Here is a 21661-nt window from a genome sequence, read left to right as displayed (position 1 = left end):
GTCGCCGGTCGCATGTGTTGCGGCATCATAACGCTCTGGCCTGGAAGGTATTGCAACGCCCGACTTCGCCCCCCTCGAAGCCGATCCTGAACCAGCGCACCCGCTGTGCCGAAGTACCATGGGTGAAGGAGTCGGGGACCACCTGACCACGGCCGTGCCGCTGCAGGCGGTCATCGCCGATGGCATTGGCGGCGTTCAGGGCCTCCTCCAGATCGCCGGGCTCCAGCCAGTCCAGGCGCCGCTGGGCATGATGTGCCCAGACGCCGGCCAGGCAGTCGGCCTGCAGTTCCTGGCGCACCTGCAGGCCGTTCGCGCCCTCCAGACGCTCGCCGCGTTGCCGGGCGGCATTCACCCGGGCCGAGACCCCGAGCAGGGTCTGCACATGATGGCCGACCTCGTGGGCGATCACATAGGCCTGAGCGAAGTCGCCGGCGGCAGCAAAGCGCTGGGCCAGATCGTCGAAGAACGCCAGGTCCAGGTAGACCCGCTGGTCGGCGGGGCAGTAGAAGGGGCCGACCGCCTGGCTGGCGAAGCCGCAGGCGGAGTTCACTCCCTGGCTGAACAGCACCAGGGTCGGGTCTTGGTACTGACGCCCAGCCTGCTCGAACAGCTGGCGCCAGGTGTCCTCGGTGTCGCCGAGCACGGCGCGGACGAATGCGGCCTGCTCGTCGCTGGCTGGCGGCGCGCCGGCCTGCCGCGCATCGAGCGAACTCTGGGTGGTCAGCTGACCGAGGATCTGCAAGGGGTCCTGGCCCATCAGCAGGCCGACGATCACCACCAGCGCGATGCCGCCCAGGCCGAGGCCCTTGCCGCCGAAGTGCAGACCGCCACCACGCGCGTCCACCACGTTGTCGCTGCGTCGTGCCCGTTTCCAGCGCATGGTGGTATCCCCTTGGCTTGAGCGATAAGCCTCAGTCTAGGCGGCAACTTCCGGGACTGCGCGATAGGGGATATCAGCGGGCCGGGTAGTCGGCGAGCACGCGCCACTCGCCGTTCCGGGTGACGCCGATCACCTGGTAGGCATCCTGGCGGTCGCCCATTTCCATGCCCGGCGAACCTACCGGCATGCCCGGCACGGCGGCGCCGATCAGCTCCGGCTGGCGCCGCAGCTTGAGGGTGTCGGCGGTCGGCACATGGCCCTCGACGAACTTGCCGTCGATCACCGCTGTATGGCCTGGAGCCCAGGCTGTAGGGCACGCCCAGGCGCCTCTTGAGCGCACCCAGATCGCTCTCGGGGTGGTCGGTGACAGCGAAGCCGTTGGCCTGCAAGTGGCTGACCCAGGCCAGGCAGCAGTCGCAGTTAGGGTCGCGGTACACATCGATGGCGACGGGCTCGGCGGCCTGGACGGCAGCGACGAGGGCGAGGGCGAGCAGTGCGAGGCGGCGCATGGGAGTCTCTGGCTGGGGAAGGCATGCGGGATAATCCTCCCATCCCGGCCGCCCAACCCTGGTCCGGACGTCCGGTATGGCGAACGAATGGCCCCGTTGCGGGTCTTTTGTGGATTGACGCATAGATGGCCAAATGCTGCCCGGTCCGGGCGGCGGCTCATCCTCTGATGGAGAGAATCGATATGCTTTTCGCCCGAATCGTCCTGCTGATCCAGGTCGTGGTCATGGGCGGGGTGGGCCTGGCCTACTGGCTACGCCCCTACGAAATGGCCAATCTGAACGGTATGCTGCTGATGGAGGCGGTCTCGGCGAGCAATACCCGAGTCTACTACGGCGGGCTGCAGTTGGGCCTGGCGCTGTTCCTGCTGTGGTCGGCCCGGCGCCCGGAGCGGGTACGCAGCGCCCTGGTGCTGCTGATCACGATGCAGACGGCGCTGGTGCTGGCGCGCCTGGGCTCGCTGTGGCTGGATGGCGGCACCCTGCGCAGCCTGGACCTCGGCGCGCTGGCCTACAAGCTGGTCAGCGCGCTGCTGGCGCTGCTCGCCCTGTATTGGCTGAAGCCCGAGCCCGCGGCGGTGGAGCCGCCCATGCCTGCCGGCCCGCTCCCAGGCGAATTCGACGACGACTTCGGTCGCCTGCAGCGCCGCCAGGAGCCGTCGCTCGGCCGGCGCGATAAGGCGCGGCAGGACTGACCCCCCCCCGCGTCAGCGCCGCTCTAGCAGCACCCCGGACTCCATGTGCGTGGTGTAGGGGAACTGGTCGAACAGCGCGCAGTGCACGATGCGGTGGGTGTCGTGGAGCTGAGCGATATTGCCGGCCAGGGTCTGCGGATTGCAGGAGATGTAGATAATGCGCGGAAAGCGCCGGGTCAGCTCGCAGGTGTCCGGGTCCATGCCGGCGCGCGGCGGGTCGACGAACACGCTGCCGAAGTCGTAACCCTTCAGGTCGATTCCGGCCAGGCGGCGGAACGGCCGCACTTCGTTGAGCGCCTGGGTCAGTTCCTCGGCGGACAGGCGCACCAGCGCGACGTTGTCCACGCCGTTATCGGCCAGGTTGGCCAGCGCGGCGTTCACCGAGGACTTGCTGATCTCGGTGGCCAGCACCCGGCGCACGCGGGTCGCCAGCGGCAGGGTGAAGTTGCCGTTGCCGCAGTACAGCTCCAGCAGGTCGTCGTCGCGCTCGCCCAGGGCATCGAAGGCCCAGTTCAACATCTTCTGACAGACCACGCCGTTGGGCTGGGTGAAGGCACCTTCCGGCTGGCGGTAGCGGAAGCCGCGCCCGGCCACTTCCAGCTCCTCCTCCACGTAGTCGCGGCCGACGACGATCCGCTGGCCTCGCGAGCGACCGACGATGCTCGCCCCCAGCTCTCCGGTCAGCTGTTCGGCGGCGCTCTGCCAGAGAGCGTCCAGAGGGCGATGGTAGCACAGGGTGATCAGCGCGTCGTCGGCCAGGGTAGTGAGAAATTCCACCTGGAACAGCTTGAAGCCCAGTGCGCTGTTCTGCCAGGCGGCCTTCAGGCGCGGCATCAGCCGGTTGATGCGTTCGCTGGCGATGGGGAAGTTGTCGAGGAGGATCGGCGTGCGCTTGTCGCCAGGATCGAACATCGCATAGTGGCGCTCCTCGCCCTCGCGCCACAGGCGGAATTCGGCACGCAGGCGGTAGTGCTCGCGGGGCGAGTCGAACACCTCCGGCTCGGGGGCGGCGAAGGGCGCCAGCAATTCGGCCAGGCGCGCCTTCTTTCCGGCCAACTGGGCGTCGTATTGCGAGGGGTCGAATTGCGGAAGACTCATGTAGTCACTCGTAGATTGCGGGGGGCAGATAGGAGCTTGATTGCACCTGCTGATTATGAGGGGCTTGCCGTAGGGGGAAAACTCACGCAGCGATCTTCCACTCAGCTCTCTGCCGGTGATGGGAAAGGCCTGCGGCCGTTTCCCACCCTATGGGGTCCGGTATTGACTCGACGGGTGGGGCCAATTCGTTCGGAGTATGACTCATGCGTTGAACCAGCCCAGCTTGATCACGAACAGCCCGGCGAGGATCAATAGTGCAGGGTTCAGCTCGTGGCGGCGGCCGGCGAGCAGCTTGATCGCACTCCAGGCGATGAAGCCGAAGGCGATGCCGTTGGCGATCGAGTAGGTCAGCGGCATGGCCAGGGCAGTGACCAGCACCGGCGCGGCGCTGGTCAGGTCGCTCCAGTCGAGTTCGGCGAGGCCGGAGATCATCAGTACAGCGACGAACAGCAGCGCCGGCGCGGTGGCGAAGGTGGGAATGCTGGCGGCCAGCGGGGCGAAGAACAGGCTGAGCAGGAACAGCACGGCGACCGTGCAGGCGGTCAGGCCGGTGCGCCCGCCGGCGCTCACCCCGGTGGCGGACTCGATGTAGCTGGTGGTGGTCGAGGTGCCGAGCAGCGACCCCCCCATGGCGGCGGCGCTGTCGGCGAGCAGCGCGCGGCCCATCTTCGGCAGGCGTCCGTCCGGCGCCATCAGCCCGGCGCGGCGGGCCACGGCGATCAGGGTGCCGGTGTTGTCGAACACATCGACGAAGAGGAAGGCGAAGACCACGCTGAGCAGGCCGATCTCCAGGGCGCCGGCGATGTCCAGCTGGAGCAGGGTCGGCGCCAGCGCCGGCGGTAGCGCCAGCACTCCGGCGAAGGGGCTGACGCCGAGGCCGATGGCGGCGAGGGTCACGGCGAGGATGCCGAGCATCACTGCGCCGGGGACCCGCCGCGCCTCCAGGGTGACGATCAGCAGGAAGCCCAGCGCGGCGAGGGTCGGCGGGGCCTGGGTCAGGTCGCCGAGGGTCAGCAGGGTCACCGGATGGTCGACGACGATGCCGGCGTTCTGCAGGGCGATCAGCGCGAGGAACAGGCCGATGCCGGCGCCGATGGCGAGGCGCAGCTCCAGCGGGATGCTGTCGATGATCCACTCGCGGATGCGCAGCACCGAGATCAGGAAGAACAGGCAGGCCGAGAGGAACACTGCACCGAGGGCCACCTGCCAGCTGTGGCCCATCTGCAGCACCACTGTGTAGGTGAAGAAGGCGTTGAGGCCCATGCCGGGGGCGAGGGCGATGGGGTAGTTTGCGATCAGCCCCATCAGCGCCGAACCGATCGCTGCGGCCAGGGCAGTGGCGACGAACACCGCGCCCTTGTCCATGCCCGTCTCACCGAGGATGCTCGGGTTGACGAAGAGGATGTAGGCCATGGTCAGGAAGGTGGTCAGGCCGGCCAGCAGTTCGGTGCGTGCCGTGGTACCGTGCGCTTCCAGTCGGAACAGCTTCTCCAGCATGCGGACCTCCGTCGCTATCCGCGGAGCGGGGCAGGATGTGCCGCGCGGCGCAAAAGGGCTGCGGATGATACCAGCTCGACAAGGTCGCGAGAATTTGCCGGCCGGCCGCAGCCAGTGGCCATGACCGGGGTCTCGAGACAAGGCGCTCGACGCATCATGGCAAGGCCAAGGCGAGGGCCGGCAACGCCGAATCACCGGAATTGGCCAGGCGGATCAGGCAGACAGGCCGCGCGGCGCTCGTCTGTTCGGCAGACTCGCATGACTGCTGGGGCGGTCCGTCGCCTCCTGTCAGATCAGCCCAGCAGGGCCATGCGCCGGCGCACCGCCGCTTCGATGCCGGCGGCGTCGAGGCCGCATTCGGCGAGCATCTCGGTGGGTTTGGCATGCTCCACGTAGTAGTCCGGCAAGCCCAGATGAAGGATCGGCTTGACGATGTTCGCGCCGGCGAGGAATTCGGCCACCGCGCTGCCAGCGCCGCCCATGATGCTGTTCTCCTCGACGGTCACCAGCAGCTCGTGGCTGGCCGCCAGCTCGCGAACCAGGGTCTCGTCCAGCGGCTTGACGAAGCGCATGTCGGCCACTGTCGCATCCAGCGTCCCGGCTACCTGCAGCGCCTCGGCCAGCTGCACGCCGAACACCAGCAGGGCGATCCGTGGGCCGCTGCCCTTGCTGCCCTGGCGGCGCAGCACGCCCTTGCCGATCGGCAGCGGCTCCAGGCCCGGCTCGATGGTCGCATTCGGTCCGCTGCCGCGCGGGTAACGTACCGCCGCCGGTCCCTCGAACCGATAGCCGGTGGTGAGCAGGCGGCGCATCTCGTTCTCGTCGCTGGGGGTCATCACCAGCATGCCGGGGATGCAGCGCAAGTAAGAGAGGTCGAAACTGCCGGCGTGGGTCGGGCCATCCTCACCGACCAGGCCGGCGCGATCGATGGCGAACAGCACGTCGAGGTTCTGCACCGCGACATCATGGATCAGCTGGTCGTAGGCGCGCTGCAGGAAGGTCGAGTAGATCGCCACCACCGGCTTGATGCCGTCGCAGGCCATGCCGGCAGCCAGGGTCACGGCATGCTGCTCGGCGATGGCGACATCGAAGTAGCGCTCCGGGAAGCGCTGGCTGAAGGCTACCAGGTCCGAGCCTTCCCTCATCGCCGGGGTGATGCCGGCCAGCCGCGGGTCGGCGGCGGCCATGTCGCACAGCCAGCGGCCGAAGATGCTGGAGTACTTGGGGCCCTTGGGCTTCTTTGGCCCGGTGCCTTCCGGCTCCAGTTTGGTGATCGCGTGGTAGCCGATGGGGTCGGCCTCGGCCGGGGCGAAGCCCTTGCCCTTCTTGGTGACCACGTGGAGAAACTGCGGTCCCTTGAGGTCGCGCATGTTGCGCAGGGTGGCGAGCAGGATCGGCAGGTCGTGGCCGTCGATCGGGCCGATGTAGTTCCAGCCGAGCTCCTCGAAGAGGGTGCCAGGCACCAGCATGCCCTTGGCGTACTCCTCGGTGCGCCGGGCGATCTCCCAGGCGCCGGGCAAGCGCGAGAGGATGTTCTTGCTGCCCTCGCGCATGCTGGCGTAGGTGCGGCTGGAGAGAATCTTGGCCAGGTAGTTGGACAGCCCGCCGACGTTCTTGGAAATCGACATGTCGTTGTCGTTGAGGACCACCAGCATGTCGGCCTGCACGTCCGAGGCGTGGTTGAGCGCCTCGAAGGCCATCCCGGCGGTCAGCGCGCCGTCGCCGATCACCGCGATGCACTTGCGCTGCTCGCCCTTCATCCGCGCGGCGATGGCCATGCCCAGCGCCGCGCCGATGGAGGTACTGGAATGGCCGACACCGAAGGTGTCGTAGGGGCTTTCCGAGCGGCGAGGGAAGGCGGCGATGCCGTCCTTCTGGCGCAGGCTGAGCATGCGCGCGCGGCGTCCGGTGAGTATCTTGTGGGGGTAGGCCTGGTGGCCTACGTCCCACACCAGGCGGTCTTCGGGGGTATTGAAGACGTAGTGCAGGGCAATGGTCAGCTCGATCACACCGAGCCCGGCACCGAAGTGCCCGCCAGTCTGTCCGACGGTATAGAGCAGCTCCTGGCGCAGTTCGTTGGCCAGTACTTTCAGCTCCGCCTCGCCGAGCTGGCGCAGCCGGTCCGGCGTCTCGGCGCGGTCCAGCAGGGGGGTGGCGGGGTGCTCGTGGGGAATCTCGTGGAACGTCTTGGGCATCGGGGGATCGTTACGGGAGATAAAAAAGAGGCAGCATTTTACCCGATCGCGGCGACGTCTAGAAATTCGTCGGCACCGCTCGGGCTCCGCCGATGATCGCAGGGACCGCCGGCGGCGTTCAGTGGCGCCGCTCGACGATATAGCGGGCCAGGGCACGCAGCGGTTCGGCGCCGGCGTCGAAGGGGCCAAGGGCGGCGAGGGCCTGGTCGTGCAGGGCCAGTGCGTAGGCCTTGGCCGCGTCGAGGCCGAGCAGCGCGGGGTAGGTGGGCTTGTCGCGGGCGATATCGGCGCCCTGGCGCTTGCCGAGGGTCGCGGTGTCGCTTTCCACGTCGAGGATGTCGTCCTGTACCTGGAAGGCCAGGCCGATGGCCCGGGCATAGTCGGCGAGCGCGGCCAGGGCGCGGGCATCGGCCCGGCCGCTGGCCAGGGCGCCGAGGCGTACGCTGGCCTCGATCAGCGCACCGGTCTTGTGCCGGTGCATGGTTTCCAGGGCGTTCTGGTCGGGCTGGCGGCCGACCGCCTCGAGGTCGATGGCCTGGCCGCCGACCATGCCGGCGGGACCGGCAGCCCAGGCCAGGGTGCGGGACATTTCCAGGCGCAGCTCGGCATCCTGGGGGTTGCGTCGGGCATCGGCGAGCACCTCGAAGGCCAGCGCCTGCAGGCCGTCGCCAGCGAGGATTGCACAGGCCTCGTCGAAGGCCTTGTGAGTGGTCGGCTGGCCGCGGCGCAGGTCGTCGTCGTCCATTGCCGGGAGGTCATCGTGGACCAGCGAATAGGCGTGGATCAGCTCCACCGCGCAGGCAGCGCCCTCAGCCTGCTCCCGCGTGCCGCCGAGGGCTTCGCAGGCGGCGTAGACCAAGAGTGGGCGGACCCGCTTGCCGCCGTTGACGACGCTGTAGCGCATTGCCTGGTAGAGCCGCTGCAGTTCGGCGCATGGGGGTTGCAGAAGGTTTTCCAAGGCGGCGTCGACGCGGGCCTGGCACTGCTTCTGGTAGGTCGCGATCATGCTTGGGTGTCCACGTCGAAGGGGGCCTGCTCGAGGGTGCCGCCGCGCTCCAGGAGGATCTGCACCTTCTGCTCGGCCTGGCTCAGCGCAGCCTGGCAGTCGCGGGTCAGACGGATGCCTTGCTCGAAGCAGGTCAGGGAGTCCTCCAGCGACAGTTCGCCGCCCTCCAGGCGCTCGACCAGTTGCTGCAGTTCGGCGAGGGATTTTTCGAAATCGACGGCGGCTTTCTTGCGGGCCATGGATGGGAACCTGTGTCGGCGGCACTTCTGAAAATCGCCGCGACACTAGCAGAGCCGGGGCAGGGCAGCAAACGCTAAAGCCGGTTCAGTGTCCCTGTGGCTGCAGGCTGCGCGATGAGTCCTTGTTCCAGCCGTGCTCGATAGCGGCGGCCGGCTGCGGGCGGCAATAGTGATAGCCCTGCAGGCTGGGGCAGCCGTTGAGACGCAGGAAGGTTGCCTGGTGCTCGTTGCTCACCCCTTCGGCCACCACGTGCAGGCCGAGGTGCTTGGCCATGGTCAGGATGCCGCGCACCAGCGCCACCGAATGCTCGCTTTCCGGCAGACCGGCGACGAACTGGCGGTCGATCTTGATGCCGTCGAAGGGGAACTGTTGCAGGTAGGTCAGCGAGGCGTAGCCGGTGCCGAAGTCATCCAGCAGCAGCGGCATGCCGGCGGCCTTGAGGCGGGCCAGGGTCCGCTGGACTTCCTCGCCGGCATCCAGCAGGGCGCTTTCGGTGATTTCCAGCTCCAGCAGTCCGGGTGGAGTCCGCTCCTCTTCGAGGATGGCCAGCAGGCTGCCGGCCAGGTCGGCCTGGCGGAAATCCAGCGGCGACAGGTTGACCGCGATGCGCAGGGAGTAGCCCTGCTCGGCCCAGCGGCGGGCCTGGCGGCAGGCTTCGCGGAACACCCAGCGGGTGGCCTCGATGATCATCCCGCTTTCCTCCAGCACCGGGATGAATTCGCCTGGCAGCACCAGGCCGCGTCTCGGCGAACTCCAGCGCAGCAGGGCCTCCATGACCTGCGGGTGGCCCAGGTCGTCGATCTGGGCCTGGTAGTGCAGGACGAACTCCTGCTGGTCCAGGGCGCGGCGCAGTTCCTGTTCCAGCTGAAGGCGGTGCTCGGCGGCCTCGCCGAGCGGGCGGCTATAGATGGCCAGGCGGTTGCGTCCGGCATCCTTGGCGGCGTAGAGCGCCAGGTCGGCCTGCTTGAGCAGTTCGGTGGCGTCGCCCTGGCCATCGAAGTCGGCGATGCCGATGCTGGAGGTGACGAAGCATTCGTACTGGCCGATCTGCAAGGGTGTCTTGAAGCCGTGCAGCAGGGTTTCGGCCAGCTCTCGGGCCTGCTCCGCGGTCTGCTCCTCCAGGAGCAGGAGAAATTCATCGCCGCCGGAGCGTGCCACCAGGGCCTGCTCGGGGACCAGCCGGGTCAGGCGCTGGGCGATCTCCACCAGCAGGCAGTCGCCGACCTCGTGGCCGAGGGTGTCGTTGATCCGCTTGAAGTGGTCGATATCGAGAAACATCAGGCTCAGAGGGGCGTTCGCGGCCAGCAGCTGCTCCAGGTGTTGGACCAGGCAGTGGCGGTTGGCCAGGTTGGTCAGTGGGTCGAAATGGGCGAGGAAGCGCAGGCGCTGCTCGGCCTGCAGGCGTTCGCTGATGTCGCGCAGCAGGAGCAGGTAGTGCTGGGTGCCGTTGCGCATGAAAGGGGTCCAGGTGATCTCCAGCGGCAGCTCTCGGCCCTCGCGCAGGCTGGTCAGCTCCACTGGGGTATTGGCCGGTGTGCGCAGCAGACGCTTCAGCGAGTCGCCTTTCAGCAGGCGATTCCGCGGGTGCCTGCCCGACAAATCCTCCGGGGCGCAGCCGAACAGTGCCGCCGCCGCCGGGTTGACCTGCTCCACGCACAGCCCGCCGCCGCCGACCACCAGCATGCCGACCGGCGAGCTGTCGAACAGGTCGCGCATCAGCTGCTCGCTATCCTGCAGGGCCAGTTGGCGCTTGTGCAACTGGCCCATCATCTGGCTGAAGGTCTCGGCCAACTGGCCGATCTCGTCATGGCCGCCGACCGCTGCCGGCTGCGGCTGCTGGTCGGCGGCGAAGCGCCGGGCGGCCCGTTCGATGCGTGCCAGGCGCCGGGTGATCAGGCGGTGGTAGAGGCGGTTGAGGAACAGCCCGAGCAGCAACAGCAGCACCAGGATCTGGCCGAGGTAGAGCCAGGCCTCGAAGCGGGTCTGGTTGAGCAGCGGACTGAAGTCCAGATCGACTAGCAGCGCCTCGCCGCTCCCACCGCTGTGCTGGCGCGTCTGGCCGAGCGGGAGGATGGCCAGATAGCGCTGCCCCTCGTGCTTCAGCCAGGCAGGATGCCCGCTGGCCAGCTGCGCCAGCTGCGCCAGCACCCGGTCGACGGCGATGCCGAGCTGCTGGGGGCCGACGCCCAGGCGGGTGGTCGCCAGCACCCGGAGTTGCGGGTCGATCACCATGGCCGAGCGGATCCCCTGCAGACTGGCGAAATCGGCCAGCGTGGTTTCCAGTTCCGCCTGGCGGCCGTGGCGCAGGTGGTCGCTCAAGGTGCTCTGCAGCAGCACGAGGAGCTGGTTGGTGTGGCTGCGCCAGGCATGCAGCTCCTTGTCAATGCTGCGCGGCAGGTACAGGGTGGTCAGCAGGAGGGTGAAGAGCAGTGCGAAGAGGCCGAGCAGCAGCGGCAGGGATTTGCGCAGGGACAGTTGGGCGAGTTGGGTCAGCATCCGTGGTCCCCGCAGCTGGTGAGTAGTTCCCGTGGCCTGGCTGGGCGGGGCGGCAGGTGGTGTTCGACCATGTAGCGGCTGAGTCGTTCGATGCTGGGCAGCAGGCGGCCGTCCTCCAGCATCTGCCGGTTGAGGGCAGGATCGCCCGGCACCAACCTGGCGAGGGTATCCTGCATGGTCCGCGCGGCCAGCCCCAGGCGCTGCTGCAGCTCTACACCGGCGCAATCGGGGGGAGCCTGCCAGAGGTGCAGGGCCTCGTACCACAGCCACTTCAGAAGCTTGCGCTGTTCGGCATCGACGCGCTTCTTGCCCTGGGCGGCCACCTGTGCGTGTATCGGCAGATCGATGACGTTCGGCTCGTCGGGCTGCAGAAGCGGCGGATGGGCATAGAGCGCGTTGGCACCGGCCGAAAGGTCGGTGATCAGCGATATATCCAGGTCCAGGCCGCTGCTCTGCAGCGTCAGAGCTTCGTCCAGGGGGAGCAGAGCAGAATCCAGCAGGTCGTTGCGGAAACCGCGCAGCATGCCGCTGGCGTTGGGGTGTTCGACCAGCCGCAGGCCAGCCGACTCCGTCCACTGCAGTTCGTCGGCCAGGTATAGCGGGGCATGGCCGAGCCAGTGGTTGCTTCCAATGCGGACCGTATCGGGCTCCATCTTGCAGGCCAGCAGGCTCAGGGATATCAGCGCCAGCAGGAGAATGCGCATCCTGTCACTCCAACTAGGGAAGCGACACGTTAGCGAAAAATGCATGGCGGGGTGAATCGCGGAGCTTCAAAAAGTTGCCTCGATTCAAGAAATGGCCGGCAAGCAGGGGGTAGGGCGTAGTCGGAATCCGCACGGCTCGCGGCAATGAAAATAAAAAAAGCCGGCTTGTGGCCGGCCCTTTCAGGGGAAGTTGGCTTACTTCTGGTAAGCCGCTACCGCCTTGAGAATCTCGGCGCGAGCCGCTTCGGCGTTGCCCCAGCTCTCGACCTTCACCCACTTGCCCTTCTCGAGGTCCTTGTAGTTCTCGAAGAAGTGCTTGATCTGCTCCAGCAGCAGCGCCGGCAGGTCGGTGTATTCCTTGATGTCCTGGTAGAGGACGGTCAGCTTGTCGTGCGGTACGGCGATCAGCTTGGCATCGCCGCCGCCTTCGTCGGTCATGTGTAGCACGCCGACCGGGCGGGCACGGATCACCGAGCCGGGAGCGACCGGATAGGGGGTCACCACCAGCACGTCCAGCGGGTCGCCGTCGTCGGCCAGGGTGTTGGGGATGTAGCCGTAGTTGGCCGGGTAGAACATCGGGGTCGCCATGAAGCGGTCGACGAACAGGCAGTCGCTGTCTTTGTCAATTTCGTATTTGATCGGCGCGTGGTTGGCCGGGATCTCGATCGCGACGTAGATATCGTTCGGCAGGTCTTTGCCCGCAGGGATCTTGCTGTAGCTCATGGACTGACTCTCAGGGAAGGCCAAAAAGTGGCGGAATTATAGGTAGATTCCTGCACGGTTGCCATGTGGGCGGGGTCAGCCCTTGGTCGCAGATTGGGCCTCCGCGCAGTACTGCGGATCTTCGACCTGCAGGCGGCGCAATCGTGCCAGCGGATCCTGTCGATAGAAGGTCGCAAGCTGCTCGTAGACCGCTGGGTAGGCCTCGACGAGCAGGTCCGGGGCGCTGAAGAAGTACTCGCTGGTCACTGCAAAGAATTCCGCCGGGTCCTCGGCGGCATAGGGGTCGATGGGCGTCGCGGCGTCCTCGTCGGCCTCCAGGCGGGCGCCGAGGTCGTCGTAGGCCGCCTGCAGGGCGGCGGCCCAGTCCTGGACGCGCATGTCGGCGTGCAGCGGCGGCAGGCCGTTGGCCTCGCCGTTGAGCATGTCCAGCTTGTGCGCCAGCTCGTGGATCGCCAGGTTGTAGCCGTCCCACTCGCCGCTGGCCGCGATCCCCGGCCAGGCGAGGATCACCGGCCCCTGGTGCCAGGCCTCGCCGCTGCGCTCGGCGTCCCACTCGTGGACCACCCCGCTGGCATCGCGGTGCTTCTGCGGGCTGAGGAAGTCGTCGGGATACAGCACCAGCTCGTGGAAGCCCCGATACCAGTCGAACTCCGGCAGGTTGAGCAGCGGCAGCTCGGCCTGCGCGGCTAGGCGCAGGCGGGCGAAGCTGTCCAGCTCGACACCGGGCAGTGCGGTGAGCCGCTTGGCGTGCAGGAAGAGCACGCAGCGCTCGCGCAGCCGTTCGGTTTCCTCGGCGCTCAGGCCGTCGAGGATCGGCAGGCTGTCCAGCACCTCGCGCCAGAGTTGGGGATCGACCGCCCGGCGGGCGAGGATGCGCCGGCGGCGCCAGGCGCGGAATGACCACATCGGCAAAGGCTCCAGAGCACGGAGGGCTCACCTTAAGGGCGCCGTGATCCAGGAGCAAGGCCTGCGCCGGCGGGCGCAGGCCGGGGGCTCAGGCCGCGAGGTCGAGCACGATACGTCCTTCGATCTGTCCCCTGTGCATGCGGGCGAAGATATCGTTGATGTTTTCCAGTGGTTCGCTGGCGACCGTGGCCCGCACCTTGCCCTGGCCGGCGAAGTCCAGCGCTTCCTGCAGGTCCAGGCGGGTGCCGACGATGGAGCCGCGCACCGTGGTGCCGTTGAGCACCATGTCGAAGATCGACAGGCTGAACTCGCCGGGCGGCAGGCCGTTGAGGGCGACGGTGCCGCCGCGGCGGGTCATGCCCAGGGCCTGCTCGAAGGCCTTCGGCGAGACGGCGGTGACCAGCACGCCGTGCATGCCGCCGATTTCCTGCTGCAGGAAGGCCGCCGGGTCCTGGTGGCGGGCATTGACGGTGAGGCTGGCGCCGAGCCGCCGGGCGAACTCCAGCTTGGCGTCGTCGACGTCCACGGCGGCGACGTTCAGGCCCATGGCCCGGGCGTACTGCACGGCCATGTGGCCGAGGCCGCCGACGCCGGAGATCGCCACCCACTGGCCGGGACGGGTGTCGGTCATCTTCAGGCCCTTGTAGACGGTCACCCCGGCGCAGAGGATGGGGGCGATCTCGATGAAGTCGGCGTTGTCCGGCAGGCGGCCGGCGTACTCGGCCTCGGCCAGGGCGTATTCGGCGAAGCCGCCGTTCACCGAGTAGCCGGTGTTGCTCTGCGCGTGGCAGAGGGTTTCCCAGCCGCCCAGGCAATGCTCGCAGTGGCCGCAGGCGGAGTGCAGCCAGGGAATGCCGACCCGGTCGCCTTCTTTGATGTGGCTGACGCCGGCGCCCACGGCGACCACCTGGCCGACGCCTTCGTGGCCGGGAATGAAGGGGGGATTGGGCTTGACCGGCCAGTCGCCTTCGGCGGCGTGCAGGTCGGTGTGGCAGACGCCGCAGGCGGCGATCTTCACCAGCAGTTGCCCGGGGCCGGGGCTGGGCACCGGTACTTCGCGGATCTCCAGCGGTTTGCCGAACGCGACGACAACGGCTGCTTTCATCGTCTTGGCCATGATGGTGGCCCTCGTGGAGCGGATGAGTGATCCATTCAGTAAATGCCGGTTTCGGCCGGCTGGCCAGGATGGGGGGATGGAATGCGGATGAGGGCGAAACGATTGCTCCCCGCCATGGGAGGGGTAGGACCATGGCAGGGAGCGCTCGTGGGGGCGGGAGCCCGGGCCGGCCGAAGCGGGGCGGCCGGCCCGGGCGATCCGCTACCTTGCTAGAAGGCGTTGCGGAAGATTTCCTCGATCTGCTGCTGGTCGGCCGGGCGCGGGTTGGTCAGGCCGCAGGCGTCCTTCAGGGCGTTGGCCGCCAGGACCGGGATGTCGTCGGCCTTGGCACCCAGCTCGCCGAGGCCGCCCGGGATGCCGATGTCCTTGGACAGGGTGCGGATCGCCGCGAGGGCGGCCTGGGCACCCTGCTCGGCGCTCATGCCCTGGACGTCGACGCCCATGGACTTGGCGACGTCGCGTAGGCGATCCGGACAGACGCTGGCGTTGAAGCTTTCCACATGGGGCAGCAGGACCGCGTTGCAGACGCCGTGGGGCAGGTCGTAGAAGCCGCCCAGTTGGTGGGCCATGGCGTGCACGTAGCCGAGCGAGGCGTTGTTGAAGGCCATGCCGGCGAGGAACTGGGCATAGGCCATGTTTTCCCGGGCGGTCATGTCGCTACCGTTGGCCACTGCGTTGCGCAGGTTGGCGGAGATCAGCTCGACGGCCTTCAGGGCGCAGGCGTCGGTGATCGGGGTGGCGGCGGTGGAGACATAGGCCTCGACCGCGTGGGTCAGGGCGTCCATGCCGGTGGCGGCGGTCAGGCCCTTGGGCATGGCGGCCATCAGCGAGGGGTCGTTGACCGAGAGCAGCGGAGTGACGTTGCGGTCGACGATGGCCATTTTCACGTGGCGGGTCTCGTCGGTGATGATGCAGAAGCGGGTCATCTCGCTGGCGGTGCCGGCGGTGGTGTTGATGGCGACCAGCGGCAGCTGCGGGCGGGCCGAGCGATCGACGCCTTCGTATTCGCTGATGTGCCCGCCGTTGGCGGCGCACAGGGCGATGCCCTTGGCGCAGTCGTGGGGCGAGCCGCCGCCCAGGGAGATGACGAAGTCGCAGCCGCTGCCCTTGAGCATGGCCAGACCGTTTTCCACGTTGCTGACGGTGGGGTTCGGCTTGGCGCCGTCGTAGAGGACCGCTTCGATGTCCTGCTGGGCCAGCAATTGGGAAACCCGGTCGGCCACGCCGGCTTTCGCCAGGCCGGCATCGGTGACGATCAGCGCCTTGCGAAAGCCGTGGTTCTTGATCGCGCCCATCGCCTCGTCGAGGCTGCCGATGCCCATCATGTTCACTGCAGGGATGAAGAAGGTGCTGCTCATGAAGATTTCCTCTCGGTTGTTGTCTTGTTTTAAGGCGACCTTGTGCACACCAGGTGGCCGCGGTGAACCTTCCCTGTGCCCGCGCAGGTCGCGCACGCAGGCACTGGCGGGGAGGCACGTCCGTCGGCCAGGCTTTACCGTGATTCGGGCGAGGTTTCGCCCTGACCGTCTCGCTTGAACTCCGGCTCCTGTCGCAGGAGCCGGGGGGGCATCAGAAGAAGCCCAGCGGATTGATGTCATAGCTGACCAGCAGGTTCTTGGTCTGCTGGTAGTGGTCGAGCATCATCTTGTGGGTTTCGCGGCCGACGCCGGACTTCTTGTAGCCACCGAAGGCGGCGTGCGCCGGGTACAGGTGGTAGCAGTTGGTCCACACGCGGCCGGCCTGGATCCCGCGGCCCATGCGGTAGGCGCGGTTGATGTCGCGGGTCCAGACGCCAGCGCCCAGGCCGAACTCGGTGTCGTTGGCGATGGCCAGGGCTTCGGCTTCGTTCTTGAAGGTGGTGACGCCGACCACCGGGCCGAAGATCTCCTCCTGGAACACGCGCATCTGGTTGTGGCCCTTGAGCAGGGTCGGCTGGATGTAGTAGCCGTTGGCCAGGCTGCCTTCCAGACGCTCGGCGCTGCCGCCGGTCAGCACTTCGGCGCCCTCGCTGCGGGCGATTTCCAGGTAGGAGAGGATCTTCTCGAACTGCTGGCTGGAGGCCTGGGCGCCGACCATGGTCTCGGTGTCCAGCGGATGGCCGCGCTTGATCTGGCCGACCTTCTTCATCACGACCTTCATGAAGTCGTCGTAGATGGATTCCTGGATCAGTGCGCGCGACGGGCAGGTGCACACCTCGCCCTGGTTGAAGAAGGCCAGCACCAGGCCTTCGGCGGCCTTCTCGATGAAGGCCGGCTCGGCCTGCATGATGTCTTCGAAGAAGATGTTCGGCGACTTGCCGCCCAGCTCGACGGTGCTCGGGATGATGTTTTCGGCGGCGCACTTGAGGATGTGCGCGCCCACCGGGGTGGAGCCGGTGAAGGCAATCTTGGCGATGCGCTTGCTGGTGGCCAGCGCCTCGCCGGCCTCGCGGCCGAAGCCCTGGACGATGTTCAGCACGCCCGGCGGCAGCAGGTCGCCGATCAATTCGACCAGCACGGTGATCGACAGCGGAGTCTGCTCGGCCGGCTTGAGCACGATGCAGTTGCCGGCAGCCAGGGCCGGGGCCAGCTTCCAGGCGGCCATCAGCAGCGGGAAGTTCCACGGGATGATCTGACCGACCACGCCCAGCGGCTCGTGGAAGTGATAGGCGACGGTATTCTCGTTGATCTCGCCGGCGCTGCCTTCCTGGGCGCGGATGCAGCCGGCGTAGTAGCGGAAGTGGTCGGCGGACAGCGGCACGTCGGCGTTGAGGGTCTCGCGTACCGGCTTGCCGTTGTCCCAGGTTTCGGTGACGGCCAGCACTTCCAGGTTCTGCTCGATGCGATCGGCGATTTTCAGCAGGACGGCAGCGCGCTCCTGCACTGAAGTGCGGCCCCAGGCGTCGGCGGCGGCGTGGGCGGCATCCAGTGCCTTCTCGATGTCCTCGGCGGTGGAGCGGGGGAATTCGGCGAATTCCTCGCCGGTGACCGGCGAGCTGTTGGTGAAGTACTGACCTTTCACCGGGGGTACGAACTGGCCGCCGATATAGTTGCCGTAGCGGACCTTGTAGGAAACGATGGCGCCTTCACTGCCGGGATGGGCGTACCGCATGGAGAGTCTCCTGATTCTTGTGGTTCTTGGATTTTCTGGGGAGTGCGCAAGAGCACATCTGCAGAGAGATACAGCAAGGACTGGGCCAAACTGCCTGAAGCCCAGTTCCTGCGCGGATTTGCCGCGCTTTGCCGGGCCTGCGCCGGGATGTTCTGTGGCATGGCTGGAACAGAGGTGTGACATTTTGTCCCGCAAGCTTGACAGTGACACTCGAGTCCGGACGTGACGCCATTGCAAAGCCGCCACGGCTGGACGATGCTGTGCGGTCAACACCCCCCTACGGGAGCTGCCCGCCGATCAACGCGGAGATAACAATGACAATGCAAGCGAACCGCATGCTGCGCCACGCCCAACAGGTGCGGACCCTGGCCGAGGGAAGGGCCATCGGACCGGCCAACGATCCCTCCATCGCCCGTTCCTGGCTGCGCTGCCTGGAGCAGCACCGGCTGGACCCGTCGCTGCCGCTGACGACCAGCGTGCTGGAGCACGCCCATCTGCTGGAGCGCCGCGAACGCCTGCAGCAGGTGCTGGAGATCGCCAGCGGCGAGATGAACAGCCTTCACCTGCAGCTGGCCGGCAGCGCCCATGCGGTGCTGCTGACCGACGCCCGCGGGGTGATCCTCAACCGCGTCAGCGCCGCCGCCGAACAGTCGACCTTCGAGCACGCCGGGCTGTGGCTGGGCGCCGACTGGAGCGAGGCCTGCGAGGGCACCAACGGCATCGGCACCTGCCTGGTCGAGCGCCAGCCGCTGACCATCCAGCAGGAGGAGCACTTCCGCAGTTGCCATACCGGACTGACCTGCTCGGCCAGTCCGGTGTTCGATCCCCACGGCGAGCTGCTTGCGGTGCTCGATGTGTCCTCGCTGCAGGGCAACGTGTCGCGGCAGAGCCAGTTCCACACCATGGCGCTGGTCAACCTCTCGGCGAAGGTGATCGAAAGTTGCTATTTCCTGCGCCGCTTCGAGGGCGAGTGGCTGCTGCGCTTCCATCTGCAGGCCGAATATGTCGGGCTGTTCAGCGAGGGGCTGCTGGCCTTCGATGGCGAGGGACGGGTGCTGGCGGTCAACCAGACCGCCATCAACCTGCTCGGCGGCAGCCGCGGCGAACTGCTCGGCCAGTCGGTCGAAGCCCTCTTCGCGAGCCGCCTGGACGACCTGCTGACGCTGGCCAGCGAGCAGCCGAGCGCCAGTTGGCCGCTGCGTACCCAGGGCGGCCGGATGCTCTTCGCCCTGCTGCGCGGGCGACCGCGCCGTCCGGTGAGCGCGGTGCCGGTGGAGGGTGTCGCCGTGTCCCCGGTGGCGAGGATCTGCATGGGCGATGCCGGGCTGCAGCAGGCCTTCCGCCGCGCGCTGCGGGTGGTCGAACGCGACGTGCCGCTGCTGCTGCACGGCGAGACCGGTTCCGGCAAGGAGGCCTTCGCCAAGGCCGTGCACCAGGCTGGCAGCCGTGCCGAACGGGCATTCGTCGCGCTGAACTGCGCGGCGATTCCGGAGAACCTGATCGAGAGCGAACTGTTCGGCTACCGTGGCGGCAGCTTCACCGGCGCGCGCAAGGAAGGCATGCGCGGCAAGCTGCAGCAGGCCGACGGTGGCACCCTGTTCCTCGACGAGATCGGCGACATGCCGCTGGCGCTGCAGACCCGCCTGCTGCGCGTGCTCGACGAGCGCCAGGTGGTGCCCATCGGCGGCGAGTCGGAGCTGGTGGATGTGCGGGTGATCAGCGCCACCCACCGCGACCTGCGCGAGCGGGTCGCCGCCGGGCTGTTCCGCGAGGACCTCTTCTACCGCCTGGACGGTCTGGCGGTGACCCTGCCGCCACTGCGCGAGCGGGCCGACAAGGGCGAACTGATCGACCACCTGCTCGCCCGCGAGGCGCGTGGCGAGGCGATTCGCCTCGAACCGGCAGCGCGTCAGGCGCTGCTCGCCTATGCCTGGCCGGGCAACGTGCGCCAGCTGCGCAGCGTGCTGCGCGCCCAGACGGCGCTCTGCGAGGACGGCCTGATCCGCCTGGCCGACCTGCCGGCGGAGCTGCGCCAGCCCCCGGCGCTATCGGCGCCAGCGCCGGTGGAGGCCAGCGGCCCGTTGGAGCAGGCCGAGCACGACGCCCTGCTGGCCGCCCTCGAGGCGCACCACTGGCACGTGAGCCGTACCGCCGCGCAGCTCGGCATCAGCCGCAACACCCTCTACCGCAAGCTGCAGCGCCACGGCATCCGCCGCGCGACCGACTGAGGGGGGCCGCGTCCGGGCGCCTGCTGTGGCGGCGGGTGCTGTGCTAACCTGCCGCGCATCGCTTTCCACCGGCCAGGATTCATTCATGCACATCCACATACTCGGCATCTGCGGCACTTTCATGGGCTCGCTGGCGGTCCTGGCGAAGGAGCTGGGCCACCGCGTCACCGGCTCCGACGCCAACGTCTACCCGCCCATGAGCACCCAGTTGGAGGCACAGGGCATCGAACTTCTGCAGGGCTATTCTCCCGAGCATCTGGAGCCCGCGCCGGATCTGGTGGTGATCGGCAACGCCCTGTCGCGTGGCAACCCGGCGGTGGAGCATGTGCTGAACCAGGGCCTGCCCTATGTTTCCGGCCCGCAGTGGCTGGCCGACCATGTGCTGCAGGGCCGCTGGGTGCTGGCAGTGGCCGGTACCCACGGCAAGACCACCGCCAGCAGCATGCTGGCCTGGGTGCTGGAGCATGCCGGGATGAGTCCGGGCTTTCTGATCGGTGGGGTGCCGCAGAACTTCGGCATCTCGGCGCGCCTGGGCGGCACGCCGTTCTTCGTAGTCGAGGCCGACGAGTACGACAGCGCCTTCTTCGACAAACGCTCGAAGTTCGTCCACTACCGCCCGCGGACCGCCGTCCTGAATAATCTGGAATTCGACCATGGGGACATCTTCCCGGACCTGGCGGCCATCGAGCGGCAGTTCCACCATCTGGTGCGGACCATCCCCAGCCAGGGGCTGATCATTCACCCGACCACCGAACAGGCCATCGAGCGGGTGCTCACCATGGGTTGCTGGACGTCCGTGCAGACCACCGGCGAAGGCGGGCAGTGGCAGGCGCGCCTGCTGGCCGAGGACGGCTCGCGCTTCGAGGTGCTCTTCGACGGCGTGGCACAGGGCGTGGTGGACTGGGAGCTGAGCGGCCGGCACAACGTCGCCAACGCCCTGGCCGCCCTGGCCGCGGCGCGCCACGTGGGTGTGCTGGCGGAGCAGAGCGTTGCCGCGCTGGGTGCGTTCCGCAGCGTCAAGCGGCGCATGGAGAAGGTCGCCGAGGTGAACGGCGTGACCATCTACGACGACTTCGCCCACCACCCGACGGCCATCGCCGCTACCCTTGACGGCCTGCGCAAACGGGTCGGCGAGGCGCCGATCATTGCGGTGATCGAGCCGCGCTCCAATTCCATGAAGCTCGGTGCCCACCGCGACGACCTGCCGTCGTCGGTGGCCCAGGCTGACCAGGTGGTCTGGTACGCGCCGCTGAATCTCGGCTGGGACCTGGCCGCCACCGCAGCCGCCTGCCCTGTGCCAGCAGTGGTCTGCGACTCGCTGGAGGCGATCATCGCGCGGGTCGGCAGCCAGGCGGCGCCCGGCACCCAGGTGGTGATCATGAGCAACGGTGATTTCGGCGGCCTGCATGGCAAGCTGGCCAAGGCCTTGGAGGACTGAGTATGGCTGGACCGCAACGCATCACCCTGGCGATGACTGGCGCATCCGGCGCCCAGTACGGCCTGCGCCTGCTCGACTGCCTGGTGCAGGAGGAGCGCGAGGTGCATTTCCTGATCTCCAAGGCCGCGCAGCTGGTGATTGCCACCGAAACTGACGTCACCTTGCCGACCAAGCCGCAGGCGATGCAGGCCTTCCTCAGCGAATACACCGGCGCCGCGCCCGGGCAGATCCGCGTGTTCGGCCAGGAGGACTGGCTGGCGCCGCCGGCCTCCGGCTCCGGCGCGCCGAGCGCCATGGTGGTGGTGCCCTGCTCCACCGGCAGCCTGTCGGCGATTGCCAGCGGTGCCTGCAACAACCTGATCGAGCGTGCCGCCGACGTGGCGCTGAAGGAGCGCCGCCAACTGATCCTGGTGCCACGCGAGGCGCCGTACTCGAGCATCCACCTGGAGAACATGCTCAGGCTGTCGAACCAGGGCGCGATCATCCTGCCGGCCTCGCCGGGCTTCTACCACCAGCCGCAGAGCCTCGATGATCTGGTGGATTTCGTGGTGGCGCGCATCCTCAACCTGCTGGAGATCCCCCAGGACATGCTGCCGCGCTGGGGCGAGCACCATCAGGCCAGCGGCGAGGAATAGCCTGTGGCCATGCCTCAGGCCGCTGGCCTGTAGACTGGCACCTTCTGCAGTGGTCCAGCCGGGCCGCAATACTGTTCGTGCAAGGAGGCATGCATGGTGCAAGCCCTTGCGAGGCCTCTCTTGCTGCATTTCGAGAAGTTTTTGCCGGACAACCCGCTGCGCCAAGCGAAGCGCGAGCAGACGAATGAATGCGCCCCTGCCGCACAA

At 67.7% G+C, this 21661-nt stretch carries 17 protein-coding genes and 1 pseudogene; 4 read left to right on the top strand and 14 right to left on the bottom strand.

Going from position 1 to position 21661, the window contains the following annotated elements:
• Positions 1-25 precede the first annotated feature (25 nt).
• Complete coding sequence (ypfJ, locus tag ACYVD0_RS08070; RefSeq protein WP_460426334.1) at positions 26-880, bottom strand: neutral zinc metallopeptidase; 855 nt, start codon at positions 878-880, stop codon at positions 26-28.
• 73 nt (positions 881-953) lie between these two features.
• Positions 954-1389 (bottom strand): annotated as a pseudogene (locus ACYVD0_RS08065) (DUF411 domain-containing protein).
• Positions 1390-1571: 182 nt separating this feature from the next.
• Here ACYVD0_RS08065 and ACYVD0_RS08060 point away from each other — a divergent pair.
• A complete protein-coding gene (locus ACYVD0_RS08060; RefSeq protein WP_460426333.1) occupies positions 1572-2081 on the top strand; it encodes a DUF4345 family protein in 510 nt (169 codons plus the stop codon).
• A 12-nt stretch (positions 2082-2093) separates the two neighbouring features.
• On the opposite strand, the gene trmA is transcribed toward ACYVD0_RS08060, so the two are convergent.
• The 12 genes from trmA to exaC form a co-directional block, all read right to left on the bottom strand.
• Positions 2094-3179 (bottom strand): tRNA (uridine(54)-C5)-methyltransferase TrmA, encoded by a 1086-nt coding sequence (gene trmA / locus ACYVD0_RS08055; protein ID WP_460426332.1) that lies wholly within the window; start codon positions 3177-3179, stop codon positions 2094-2096.
• 201 nt (positions 3180-3380) lie between these two features.
• Positions 3381-4676 (bottom strand): NCS2 family permease, encoded by a 1296-nt coding sequence (locus ACYVD0_RS08050; protein ID WP_460426331.1) that lies wholly within the window; start codon positions 4674-4676, stop codon positions 3381-3383.
• 293 nt (positions 4677-4969) lie between these two features.
• The gene (dxs, locus tag ACYVD0_RS08045; protein WP_460426330.1) at positions 4970-6871 is read right to left on the bottom strand and encodes a 1-deoxy-D-xylulose-5-phosphate synthase; all 1902 of its coding nucleotides are present in this window, start codon (positions 6869-6871) and stop codon (positions 4970-4972) included.
• Between the two features lie 118 nt (positions 6872-6989).
• Positions 6990-7877, bottom strand: a complete 888-nt coding sequence (gene ispA / locus ACYVD0_RS08040; RefSeq protein ID WP_460426329.1) for a polyprenyl synthetase family protein — start codon at positions 7875-7877, stop codon at positions 6990-6992.
• Entirely contained in the window at positions 7874-8116 is a 243-nt protein-coding gene (locus ACYVD0_RS08035; protein WP_460426328.1) for an exodeoxyribonuclease VII small subunit, read from the bottom strand. Before ACYVD0_RS08035 ends, ispA begins: the two co-directional genes overlap by 4 nt.
• 85 nt (positions 8117-8201) lie before the next feature.
• Positions 8202-10613: a putative bifunctional diguanylate cyclase/phosphodiesterase gene (locus tag ACYVD0_RS08030; RefSeq protein ID WP_460426327.1), complete on the bottom strand. Its 2412-nt coding sequence runs from the start codon at positions 10611-10613 to the stop codon at positions 8202-8204.
• Positions 10607-11317, bottom strand: coding sequence for a type 2 periplasmic-binding domain-containing protein (locus tag ACYVD0_RS08025; RefSeq protein ID WP_460426326.1), 711 nt, complete (start codon positions 11315-11317; stop codon positions 10607-10609). The genes ACYVD0_RS08030 and ACYVD0_RS08025 overlap by 7 nt, the downstream gene beginning before the upstream one ends.
• A 195-nt stretch (positions 11318-11512) precedes the next feature.
• Positions 11513-12040 carry an inorganic diphosphatase gene (gene ppa / locus ACYVD0_RS08020; protein ID WP_460426325.1) on the bottom strand — a complete coding sequence of 176 codons (528 nt, stop codon included), beginning with the start codon at positions 12038-12040 and terminating at the stop codon, positions 11513-11515.
• 75 nt (positions 12041-12115) lie between these two features.
• Positions 12116-12946 carry a M90 family metallopeptidase gene (locus tag ACYVD0_RS08015; protein ID WP_460426324.1) on the bottom strand — a complete coding sequence of 277 codons (831 nt, stop codon included), beginning with the start codon at positions 12944-12946 and terminating at the stop codon, positions 12116-12118.
• An 88-nt stretch (positions 12947-13034) separates the two neighbouring features.
• Complete coding sequence (gene adhP / locus ACYVD0_RS08010) at positions 13035-14063, bottom strand: zinc-dependent alcohol dehydrogenase (RefSeq protein ID WP_460426323.1); 1029 nt, start codon at positions 14061-14063, stop codon at positions 13035-13037.
• 209 nt (positions 14064-14272) lie between these two features.
• Complete coding sequence (yiaY, locus tag ACYVD0_RS08005; RefSeq protein WP_460426322.1) at positions 14273-15421, bottom strand: iron-containing alcohol dehydrogenase; 1149 nt, start codon at positions 15419-15421, stop codon at positions 14273-14275.
• Between the two features lie 211 nt (positions 15422-15632).
• Positions 15633-17153, bottom strand: coding sequence for an aldehyde dehydrogenase family protein (exaC, locus tag ACYVD0_RS08000; protein ID WP_460426321.1), 1521 nt, complete (start codon positions 17151-17153; stop codon positions 15633-15635).
• A gap of 320 nt (positions 17154-17473) precedes the next feature.
• Here exaC and ACYVD0_RS07995 point away from each other — a divergent pair, with 320 nt between their 5' ends.
• The 3 genes from ACYVD0_RS07995 (at position 17474) to ubiX (ending at position 21454) form a co-directional block, all read left to right on the top strand.
• Entirely contained in the window at positions 17474-19381 is a 1908-nt protein-coding gene (locus tag ACYVD0_RS07995) for a sigma-54-dependent Fis family transcriptional regulator (RefSeq protein WP_460426436.1), read from the top strand.
• 85 nt (positions 19382-19466) lie between these two features.
• A complete protein-coding gene (gene mpl / locus ACYVD0_RS07990) occupies positions 19467-20819 on the top strand; it encodes a UDP-N-acetylmuramate:L-alanyl-gamma-D-glutamyl-meso-diaminopimelate ligase (protein WP_460426320.1) in 1353 nt (450 codons plus the stop codon).
• A gap of 2 nt (positions 20820-20821) precedes the next feature.
• On the top strand, positions 20822-21454 hold the full coding sequence (ubiX, locus tag ACYVD0_RS07985) for a flavin prenyltransferase UbiX (protein WP_460426319.1): 633 nt from the start codon (positions 20822-20824) through the stop codon (positions 21452-21454).
• Positions 21455-21661: the final 207 nt, after the last annotated feature.

It is taken from the genome of Azotobacter armeniacus (genome assembly GCF_054779355.1).
The sequence above is the reverse complement of the archived record's forward strand: the minus strand, read 5'-3'. Positions and strand labels throughout refer to the sequence as shown.